This window comes from Arthrobacter sp. H41, from assembly GCF_000520535.1.
In the GTDB taxonomy this organism is placed as follows: Bacteria; Actinomycetota; Actinomycetes; order Actinomycetales; family Micrococcaceae; genus Arthrobacter_D.
In genome coordinates this window covers 15,062-24,700 of sequence record NZ_KI914783.1, presented here as the reverse complement: position 1 = coordinate 24,700, position 9,639 = coordinate 15,062, and the positions used below count along the sequence as shown (strand labels likewise).

Annotated in this window: 8 protein-coding genes and 1 pseudogene; 1 reads left to right on the top strand and 8 read right to left on the bottom strand. The window is 66.4% G+C overall.

The genetic code is table 11. The features are described 5' to 3' along the window. From Y705_RS18050 to Y705_RS0106755, 6 genes and pseudogenes are all read right to left on the bottom strand, one after another. Positions 1 to 248, bottom strand: a pseudogene (locus Y705_RS18050) (helix-turn-helix domain-containing protein); the annotation flags it as partial. A gap of 131 nt (positions 249 to 379) precedes the next feature. Then, entirely contained in the window at positions 380 to 1,750 is a 1,371-nt protein-coding gene (gene allB, locus Y705_RS0106775) for an allantoinase AllB (protein WP_049822386.1), read from the bottom strand. 9 nt (positions 1,751 to 1,759) lie between these two features. Then, positions 1,760 to 2,911 carry a glycerate kinase gene (locus tag Y705_RS0106770; protein WP_026532304.1) on the bottom strand — a complete coding sequence of 384 codons (1,152 nt, stop codon included), beginning with the start codon at positions 2,909 to 2,911 and terminating at the stop codon, positions 1,760 to 1,762. A gap of 9 nt (positions 2,912 to 2,920) precedes the next feature. Continuing rightward, on the bottom strand, positions 2,921 to 4,699 hold the full coding sequence (gene gcl / locus Y705_RS0106765; RefSeq protein WP_026532303.1) for a glyoxylate carboligase: 1,779 nt from the start codon (positions 4,697 to 4,699) through the stop codon (positions 2,921 to 2,923). Between the two features lie 33 nt (positions 4,700 to 4,732). Beyond that, positions 4,733 to 5,617 (bottom strand): 2-hydroxy-3-oxopropionate reductase, encoded by an 885-nt coding sequence (locus Y705_RS0106760; protein ID WP_026532302.1) that lies wholly within the window; start codon positions 5,615 to 5,617, stop codon positions 4,733 to 4,735. A gap of 62 nt (positions 5,618 to 5,679) precedes the next feature. Beyond that, the gene (locus tag Y705_RS0106755) at positions 5,680 to 6,462 is read right to left on the bottom strand and encodes a hydroxypyruvate isomerase family protein (RefSeq protein WP_026532301.1); all 783 of its coding nucleotides are present in this window, start codon (positions 6,460 to 6,462) and stop codon (positions 5,680 to 5,682) included. A 200-nt stretch (positions 6,463 to 6,662) separates the two neighbouring features. On the opposite strand from Y705_RS0106755, the gene Y705_RS0106750 reads away from it, so the two are divergent. Next, the gene (locus tag Y705_RS0106750; protein WP_026532300.1) at positions 6,663 to 7,295 is read left to right on the top strand and encodes an NUDIX hydrolase; all 633 of its coding nucleotides are present in this window, start codon (positions 6,663 to 6,665) and stop codon (positions 7,293 to 7,295) included. A gap of 94 nt (positions 7,296 to 7,389) precedes the next feature. On the opposite strand, the gene Y705_RS0106745 is transcribed toward Y705_RS0106750, so the two are convergent. Next, the gene (locus Y705_RS0106745; RefSeq protein WP_026532299.1) at positions 7,390 to 8,205 is read right to left on the bottom strand and encodes a bifunctional allantoicase/(S)-ureidoglycine aminohydrolase; all 816 of its coding nucleotides are present in this window, start codon (positions 8,203 to 8,205) and stop codon (positions 7,390 to 7,392) included. Next, positions 8,198 to 9,484 carry a DUF6986 family protein gene (locus tag Y705_RS0106740; protein WP_026532298.1) on the bottom strand — a complete coding sequence of 429 codons (1,287 nt, stop codon included), beginning with the start codon at positions 9,482 to 9,484 and terminating at the stop codon, positions 8,198 to 8,200. The genes Y705_RS0106745 and Y705_RS0106740 overlap by 8 nt, the downstream gene beginning before the upstream one ends. Between the last annotated feature and the right edge of the window lie 155 nt (positions 9,485 to 9,639).

Genomic DNA, 9,639 nt, shown 5'->3' with positions numbered 1-9,639 from the left:
TGGCTGCTGGCACCTGCTCCGAGCCGGATCAGCCGCGGGCCGAGGGCGTAACGCCGATTCGGCAGCTGACGGGCATACCCCTTGCTCACCAGCGTGCGCAGCAGCCGGTGGATGGTCGGAAGGGGCAGGTCGGTGGAGGACGAGAGCTCGCTGAGCGTCAGCTCGCCCCCGGCATCGGTGATCAGCTCCAACAGCTCGAAGACGCGCTCGACGGACTGCACGCCCCCCTTGACCGCTTTCTCAACCATGAATGTCCCCTGACGTTTCGAGCCGATGGATCAAGGCCGAATATCCGCCTTGTGGAATTATCTTCTAACTTACCGGACTTTGTTCGAACAGGGCGTCCGTTCGTCCGTCAGCCAGAAAGGCCCGGAGGTGGTCAGGCGGAACCGCGGCGCAGCAGCTGCCCGGTCGGGGTCACGCCGTCGACCTCGACTCCCCGGAGGTAGGTCCGTCGGACCACACCCACCAGCGGCTTCTTGTCATACGGGCTGATGGCATTCTTGTGATGCAGCTTGTCCACGTCCACGATGAACGTGTCATCTGCTGCGAATACGGCGAAATCGGCGTCATAGCCGAGTGCGAGCCGGCCCTTCTTCGTGAGCCGTGCCAGTGCGGCGGGCCGTTCGGACATCCAGTCCACCACCTGTTCAAGGGCGATTCCCCGTCGCCGCGCTTCGGTCCAGATCAGTGACAGACCCAGCTGCAACGAGGAGACGCCGCCCCAGGCCACACCGAAATCACCGTTCTCGAGGTCCTTGAGGTCCAGGGTGCTCGGCGAGTGGTCGGAGACGATGCAGTCGATGATGCCGTCCTCGAGGCCTTTCCAGAGCAGCTCCCGGTTCGAGGCCTCACGGATCGGTGGGCAGCACTTGAAGGCGGTGGCGCCATTGGGAATCTCCTCGGCCAACAGGGTCAGGTAGTGCGGACATGTCTCCACCGTCAGCTTCACCCCGTCCCGCTTGGCGCTGGCGATCATGGGCAGGGCATCCGAGGAGGACAGGTGGAGGATATGCGCCCGCGCGCCGGTCCAGCGTGCCCGCTCGATCACCTCGGCGATGGCCACGTTCTCGGCGCCCCGCGGACGGGAGGCGAGGAACCGGTCGTACTGGTCCCCCTCGGCCGACGGCGCGCGGTCGATGGCGCGGGAATCCTCGGCGTGGACGATCATCAGCGAATCGAAGGTTGCCAGCTCCGCCATGTCGGCTTCCATCTCGTCCGCCTCGAGGTGCGGAAATTCATCCACCCCTGAATGCAGCAGGAAGCACTTGAACCCGAAGACACCTGCGTCGTGCAGACCGCGCAGCTCGGAGGTGTTTCCCGGGATCGCTCCGCCCCAGAAGCCCACGTCGACAAAGGCCTGGTTCTCCGCCACGGCCCGCTTCTGGTCGAGCGCGCCGACGTCGACGGTCGGAGGGATGCTGTTCAGCGGCATGTCGATGATGGTGGTCACGCCGCCCGCCGCGGCCGCGCGGGTCGCGGAGGCGAAACCCTCCCACTCGGTACGCCCGGGCTCGTTGACGTGCACATGGCTGTCGACGAGACCCGGCAGCAGGGTTTCGTCATCCGAAAGGTCAACGATCGCCCGTCCTGCCAGTCCGCTGCCGAGCGGCACGATAGCCACCACGGTGCCGTTCGAGACCCCGACCTCGCGCTCCGCGAGCCCGGCGGTGGTCAGAATCCTCCGGCCCCGGAGGACGAGGTCGTAGACCGTGCTGTCCGTTCCGGGGATGGAATGCTCTTTCGCCATGATGTTCCTTTAGATTGAGGGACCGACCGGCGCGAGCGCCTGCAGGTAGGCGCCCACCAGTTCTCCCACCCGTTCAACCAGCGGTCCGGCATCGGTCATGCACTTCGCGACATCCTGCTCGAGGTCGGTCAGCGCGTAGGTTCGGTCGAAGCCTGCGGCTCTGAGCTCGTCCGCAGTGAGGAGGCTCCTGCCGCAGACGGCGAGGACCGGGATCGCGGCGGCGGCTGCGGCCCGGGCAACTCCTACCGGGGTCTTCCCGAGCAGGGTCTGCTCATCGAGGCTGCCCTCTCCGGTGAGCACCAGTGAGGCGCCCTGCAGAGAGTCGGTGAAGCCGGTGAATTCGAGGACGACGTCGACGCCCGGCCGACGGGTGGCACCCAGCAGAACCATGGCCGCATAACCGGCGCCGCCGGCGGCACCGGCGCCTGGGCTCGAGGCAGCATCGACCGCAGCCTGGCCGATCTCCCGGCCCAACACCTGCACGAACCGGTCGAGTGCTGCATCGAGGTCGCGAACGTCGTCGGCGGAAGCGCCCTTCTGCGGGCCGAATACAGCTGCTGCGCCGCCTGCGCCGAGGAGTCCGTTGTCCACGTCGCTGGCGAGGACGAACTTCGCGGCCGGAAGCCGTGGGTCCAGCCCGGACAGGTCGATCCGCGCGAGCTGTGCCAGCGCGGCGCCGCCGGGGGCCAGGACCGTGCCGGATTCGTCGAGCATCCTGGCTCCCAGACCCACCAGGAGCCCCGCACCGCCGTCGGTGCTGGCGCTTCCACCGACTCCGAGGACGATGTCGGTGCACCCGAGGTCCAGGGCGGCCGCGATCAGCCGGCCCGTGCCCACACTCGAGGCGCCCCGCGCGTCGAGCACCCCGCCAGGCAATACCGCCAGGCCCGAGGCGGCGGCCATCTCCACCACTGCCTGATGCTCCCGGACCGCGATCGCCGCTGACACCGGTTCCCCGGTGGGCCCGGTGACGGTGAAGAGGCGCCGCTCATAGCCGGCTGCGACGGCTGCGTCCACGGTACCTTCCCCACCGTCGGCCACCGGCACCTCGAGGATGTCGAGACCGGGAATCACCCGCAGCAGTCCCACGCTGAGGTGGCGGGCCACCTCAGGTGCAGACAATGAGCCTTTGAACTTGTCCGGTGCTATGACGATCCGCATGGATTCACCCTAGACCAGCAGTGATATGGCGGTCGGCGCGTCGTCGGAGGATTCGGCCAGATCCTCGAACTCGCGAACCGCATCGATGCCGGCTGCCCCCATCGAGATGTTCGTGACGCGTTCGAGGATGACCTCCACCACCACGGGAACACGGAACTCCGCCATGAGCTCTCCGGCCCTGGCGAAGGCGGCCTGCAGGTCATCCGCCTCCCGGACGCGGATCGCCTTGCAGCCCAGGCCCTCGGCCACCTTGACGTGGTCCACCCCGTAGCCCTCGAGTTCGGGGGCGTTGATGTTCTCGAAGGCGAGGGAGACGTGGAAATCCATCTCGAACCCGCGCTGCGCCTGGCGGATGAGGCCCAGATAGGAGTTGTTCACCACCACGTGGATATACGGGAGCTTGAACTGCGCGCCGACGGCGAGCTCCTCCATCATGAACTGGAAATCGTAGTCACCCGACAGGGCGACGACGGGGGTGCCGGGGCTGGCCTGGGCCACGCCCAGGGCTGCCGGTCCGGTCCAGCCCAACGGCCCGGCCTGGCCGCAGTTGATCCAGTTGCGCGGCTGGTACACGTGGAGGAACTGGGCGCCGGCGATCTGGGACAGCCCGATCGTGGAAACGTACTTGGTATCCCGCCCGAAGGCCCGATTCATCTCCTCGTAGACCCGCTGCGGCTTCATCGGCACGTTGTCGAAATGGGTTTTCCGCTGGAGCAGCGACTTGCGCTGGGCGCAGTCCTTGACCCAGGCGTTCCAGTCCGGAAGTCCCTGGGCGGCGCGGCGTTCGCGGGCCAGTTCGACGAGGCCGCGCAGCGCCTCCCCCGCATCGGAGACGATCCCGAAGTCGGGCGCGAAGACCCGCCCGATCTGGGTGGGCTCGATGTCGATGTGGATGAAGGTGCGGTCCTTGGTGTACACGTCGAGCGCACCGGTGTGGCGATTGGCCCAGCGGTTTCCGATACCGATCACGACGTCGGATTCGAGCATCGTGGCGTTGCCGTAACGGTGCGAGGTCTGCAACCCGACCATGCCGGCCATGAGCTCGTGGTCATCGGGAATGACGCCCCACCCCATGAGGGTCGGGATGACCGGGATGTTGAGCAGTTCCGCCAGTTCGACGAGATCATCGGCGGCGTCGGCGTTGATGATCCCGCCTCCCGCGATGATCAGCGGGCGCTCGGCCCGGAGAAGCATGTCCAGGGCTTTCCCGAGCTGCCGCGGGGTGGCAGCCGGCTTGGAAGGCTTCAGCGGCTCGTACGTCTCCGCGTCGAATTCGATGAGCGTCTGCTGCACATCGATAGGAAGGTCGATCAGCACCGGGCCCGGACGACCCGAGCGCATCTCGTAGAACGCTTTCTGGAAAGCGCCGGGCACCTGCGCTGCCTCGAGGACCGTCATAGCCATCTTCGTGACCGGTTTGGCGATCGAGGCGATGTCCACCGCCTGGAAGTCCTCCTTGTGGAGTTTTGCCACGGGTGCCTGGCCGGTGATGCAGAGGATGGGAATGGAATCCGCCCAGGCCGAATACAGGCCGGTGATCATGTCGGTGCCGGCCGGCCCGGATGTGCCGATGCAGATCCCGATGTTGCCTGCCTTGGCTCGGGTGAAGCCCTCCGCCATGTGCGAGGCGCCTTCGACATGGCGCGCCAGGACGTGGTGGATTCCCCCGTGGGCCCGCATCGCCGAATAGAAGGGGTTGATCGCGGCACCGGGAAGACCGAAGGCCTGCGTGGCGCCTTCCTTTTCCAGGATGAGTACTGCGGCGTCTACTGCGCGCATCTTTGCCATGGGGTGTCCTATCGAGAAGTTGTTGGAGAAGGGTTACCGGGAGGCCCGGCCGGAGAGTTGCTCGACCAGGATCAGCAGCGCCGAGTGGTCGAGTGAGCCGTGGCCCTGGGCGCGGAGCGATCCCATGAGCTGGGCCGTGAGGGCGCCGAGCGGGATGGCGACTCCAGCCTCGCGTGCGGCGGCGGTGACGATTCCCAGATCCTTGTGGTGCAGGTCCACCCGAAAGCCGGGTTCGAAGGTGCGCGCGGCCATGGAGGCTGCCTTGCGGTCGAGGATGCGGTTGCCGGCCAGGCCTCCGGCAAGGACCCGGATGGCCGCTTCGGTATCGACGCTGTGGGCCTCGAGGAACACCAGTGCCTCGGCCACCAGTTGGATGGTGCCTGCGACGATGAGCTGGTTCGCAGCCTTGACCGTCTGGCCTGAACCTGCGGGACCGACGTGGACGATGGTTCCGCCCACCGCCTCCAGGGCCGGCCGCACAGCCTCGAAGTCCTCCGCGGCTCCGCCCACCATGATGGAGAGGCTGCCCTCGATCGCCCCCTGCTCGCCTCCGGATACCGGTGCGTCCAAGGCCTTCACGCCCGCCTCCGCTGCTGTCGCTGCAAGCCGTACGCTGACGTCGGGACGGATGGTGCTCGCGTCCACCCAATACGCTCCGCTTTTCGCGTTCGCGAAGACTCCTTCCTCACCCAGCACGACGGCTTCGACATCCGGGGAATCGGGGACCATCGTGAGGATGATCTCGGCGTCCTTCACTGCCTCTGCGACATCCGCGGCGCCGGTGCCGCCCGCCGAGACGAGCTTGTCGATCTTGTCCTGGCTGCGGTTGAAGCCGACGACGTCGTGCCCTGCCTTGACCAGGTTCACTGCCATGGGCAAACCCATGATGCCGAGTCCGATTACTGCGATTCTGCTCATTGTCTCTAGTCCTTTGCGTATCGAGGTTCTTGGGCGGGTCAATTGTCTAGCGGATCGGCGTTCTAGCGGATCAGCCAGGTAAAGGCGCCGTCGGCCGGGGTTTTGTACTCGAGTCCGATGAAGCCTGCATAGCCGTGGGACCGGCTGCTGTCGATCCACTCCCCCAGGGGCAGCTCGCCGGAGCCGGGAGCGCCGCGACCCGGTGCGTCGGCGATCTGGATATGACCGAAGTCGGCACCGAAGCTGCTGATGACGGCTGCGACATCGTCGCCGTTGACCGAAAGGTGGTAGAAATCCGCCAGCAGTGCAATGTTCGCGGCGCCCTCGGCGCGCACCTTGCCGATGACGTCCATCGCTTGCTGGGCGGTTCGAATGGGGTAGAGGTCGGCGCCGCTGACGGGCTCGAGCAGCACGGTGCCGCCGATCCCTGCGACTGCCTTCGCCGCAAGGGCGAGGTTTTCCACTGCGAGCGCATCCTGCTCCTCCGGCGTCGACGCTGGAGTGCGGTTGCCGTACAGCGCATTGAACCCCTTGCAGCCGAGCCGGCCGCCGATTCCTGCGACGACGTCGAGGTTGTCCCGGAATTCCTGCGACCGCTCCGGCCATGACACCAGCCCCCGGTCACCTCCCGGCATGTTCCCTGCATTAAAGTTCAGGCCGGTCAGCTGGACACCGGCGCCGGTGATGGCTTCCTCGAAAGCAGTGATCTCCCGATCCGCCGGAACGGATTCGGCGAACGGCCACCAGAACTCCACGTTGTCGAATCCCGCAGCCTTGGCAGCGGCCGGCCGTTCCAGCAGGGGCAGCTCCGTGAGGAGGATGGAGCAGTTCACGGTGTATGACATATCGATTCCTTCGGTGGGGACTGCGTTACTCGTATTATCACTTCGTGGAAATCTAGTTCCTTAGAATGGAATACTAGGCGACCGACGGATGGGCTGTCAACGAAACCGCAAGCAATTCGTACAACCCGGTCAGACCGCCCAGCGGCCAGGAAGCGGGACGGTACAGGACGATCGGTAGAGTCCTTCCAGGAGGCAGGATCATGACCCCAGGACACAGCACCGTCCCCTCGGTGATGCCGCAGTTGGCCGTTAGTGTCCTGATGCTGCGCGGGAAGGTGCCCGATCTCGAGATTTTCATCCAGAACCGCACACTCACGATGGACTTTGCCGCCGGCATGGTGGTCTTTCCGGGCGGCCGCGTGGACGAAGTGGACCGCGTCGCGTCCCGCAACCGGCCCGTTCCTCCGGATCTCCTCGAAAGACAGGCACAGTGCTGGGCCGAAACCAGCATCGGGGGCGGGGGTCGAACGAACCTGCTGGCCGCGTCCGCGGTGCTGCTGACCGCCGCGGTGCGGGAGGTGGAGGAGGAGACCGGCGTCCTGTTACCCGTCCGGGAGCTGAACCCGTGGGCCAACTGGATCACGCCGACAGGGTACGGTAAGCGCTTCGACACCTTCTTCTTCCTGGCCCTGCCGGCAGCGTCGCTGGACCCGCAGCACAGGACCACTGAGGCCGATTCATCCCACTGGGCACCGGTGCGGGAGATCCTGCGCGGCGCGGCGGAGGATCGGCTGAAGTTGATGAGGCCGACCGCCTCTCTGCTGCAGGAACTCGCCGGGAGCACAGGGGATCTGACGGGGAAGCGCCGAATCCTTCCCGTGGGCCGCCTCTGAATCCGCGCCCGGCAAAGCTCCTGACGGGCAGCCTGCGGCCCCCCGCCGCCCGGCGTTGATCCGCCCGGCGTGGATTCGCCCGTGCAGAAAGGACCTAGAGGACGATCTGCCGGTTGACGTCCTTGTACAGGAGGTAGCGGAAGTTCGACGGTCCACCGGCGTAGCAGGCCTGCGGGCAGAAGGCCCGAAGGGACATGTAGTCGCCCTCCTGGACCTCCACCCAGTCCCCGTTCAGCCGGTAGACCGCCTTGCCCTCGAGGACGTACAGCCCGTGTTCCATGACGTGGGTCTCCGCGAAGGGAATGGAGGCACCCGGCTCGAAGGTGACGACGTTGATGTGCATGTCGTAGGCGAGGTCCTCGACCGGGAGCATCCGGGTGGTGCGCCACTTGTTGTCGGTATCCGGCATGGCTCCGGGCTCGACGTCCTGCTCGTTGCCGACGACCGCCTTGGCGGTGTGCCCGGCGAGGGGTTCGTAGCGTTTCCGGATCCACTGGAACTTCGCCAGGGCGGTGCCGCTGTTTCCTGCCTGCCAGTTCGACCCGGCGGGCAGGTAGGCGAAGCCTCCCGGTGTCAGGGAGTGCTTTTCGCCGTCGATCACCACGGAGAGTTCACCCTCGAGGAGGAAGATGAACGATTCGACTTCCGCCTGCGGCTCCGGTGCCTCCGAGCCGCCTCCGGGCGCCACCTCCATCAGGTACTGGGCGAACGTGGTCGCTCCGCCCGCGACAGGGCGGTTGAGCACCCAGGCACGAGTCCCCGCCCATTCGGGCAGCACGCTCGTGACGATGTCCCGCAGCACGCCCCGGGGGATCACGGTGTAGGCCTCGGTCACGATCGCCCGGTCGGTCAGCAGCGCCGTCTGGGGCGGCAGTGTGGTCTGGGGTGTGTAGTAGGTGGAATCAGTCATGGGAGTCCCTTCCGGTGGAAATTCTTTTCGGGTGTGCGAGCGCAGTGAGTTCGGCGATGGTGATGCCGGTCCGGTGCTCCACTTCGCTCTCCTCGAGGGCTCCGCAGTGGAGCCCCCGGTGGATGAACCGCGCAAGGGCACGGGCGGTCGCGGGTTCATCGAGCACGGTGCTTTCCAGGCCATGCGCGTAGTTACGCAGCCTCGACGCCGCCTGGCTGAACCCCTGCAGGTAGAAGAGGTAGGTGGCGATGAACCGCGAGGGAAGTTGCGCCGGGTGGAGGTCCCACCCCTGGTAGAACCCGCGCTCGAGCGATCGACGCACCAGGGACGAATGGAGCTTCCATGCGGCGGTGATGTTTTCTTTCGTACCGAGCGGCAGGATGTTCGTGGAGCCATCCGACAGACGCACGCCGGTCCCGGCGACCGCCACCTGCATCACCTGTTTTGCGTAATCAGCGGCGGGGTGGTCCATGGACTGGTAGGCGGCGGCTATCTCGAGGGACGCGGTGTAATCGTAGGTGCCGTAGTGGAGCGCCGAAACCCGGCCCTTGCCCCGATGCAGCAGTGTCGCCACGGGGACCGTGCCGTCCGCCGCCAGAATCAGCTGCGGGGTTTCCATCTGCACTTCGAAGCGGAGCCGGCCGGGCTCGAGCCCGTGGACCTGTTCAAGCTTTTCGCAGGCGAACACCATCGCCTCGACCTGGGCCACGGTACTGACCTTGGGGAGGGTCAGTACGAGTCCCTCGGGCAGGCTTCCCGCTTCAAGCACTCCGGCGATGAACAGATCGAGGGTACGGAGGCCCCGGGCCCGCGTGGGTTCCTCGAAGCTCTTGAACCGGATGCCGATGAACGGCGGTGCGCTCCCCTCGGAGATCGACTTCCTGACCAGCTCTGCGGCACTTCGGGCGTGACGGTCCTCCTCGGCGTCATCGCGCTGCCCGTACCCGTCCTCGAAGTCCAGCCGGAGGTCCTCGATCGGCTCGGCCACCAGCTTTGCCGTCACCTTGTCACTGATGCCCTGCACCAGGTCCAGGGGGACCCCGACACTGCTGCACAGTGCTTCCATGCCTCCCTGCTGGTCGGCTGCGGCCAGCGCCTGCCTCCCCCAGTCCGCCGTCAGCGCCGGCGTGAACCGGTCAGCCGGGAGGTAGACGGTGTGGACCGGCTGGCGTGTGCCGTCGTCGCCGGGGTAGTTCTGCAGCAGCAGCCGGTCGGTCTCCCTCAGCGTCTCATCGATCGCGGTGTAGTCCTCGGTACTGAGAGCGGGTTCCACCGCCATCAGTTCACCGATTCGTAGGCCGGAAGGGGGAAGCCCGTGCAGTCCTCAGGCGTGAAGCTAATCGCGGCGCCCGGTGGAGCCAGAACGATCGACATGGTGGGGCCTTTCCTAGGAGCTGACGGAGGCGAGGGAGGGTACAGGAGCCGTTTCGGCGC

Bases quoted from the DNA above. Each gene is read 5' to 3' on its own strand.
- allB (WP_049822386.1), bottom strand. From the start codon at position 1,750: ATGGCGAAAGAGCATTCCATCCCCGGAACGGACAGCACGGTCTACGAC.
- Y705_RS0106770 (WP_026532304.1), bottom strand. From the start codon at position 2,911: ATGCGGATCGTCATAGCACCGGACAAGTTCAAAGGCTCATTGTCTGCA.
- gcl (WP_026532303.1), bottom strand. From the start codon at position 4,699: ATGGCAAAGATGCGCGCAGTAGACGCCGCAGTACTCATCCTGGAAAAG.
- Y705_RS0106760 (WP_026532302.1), bottom strand. From the start codon at position 5,617: ATGAGCAGAATCGCAGTAATCGGACTCGGCATCATGGGTTTGCCCATG.
- Y705_RS0106755 (WP_026532301.1), bottom strand. From the start codon at position 6,462: ATGTCATACACCGTGAACTGCTCCATCCTCCTCACGGAGCTGCCCCTG.
- Y705_RS0106750 (WP_026532300.1), top strand. From the start codon at position 6,663: ATGACCCCAGGACACAGCACCGTCCCCTCGGTGATGCCGCAGTTGGCC.
- Y705_RS0106745 (WP_026532299.1), bottom strand. From the start codon at position 8,205: ATGACTGATTCCACCTACTACACACCCCAGACCACACTGCCGCCCCAG.
- Y705_RS0106740 (WP_026532298.1), bottom strand. From the start codon at position 9,484: ATGGCGGTGGAACCCGCTCTCAGTACCGAGGACTACACCGCGATCGAT.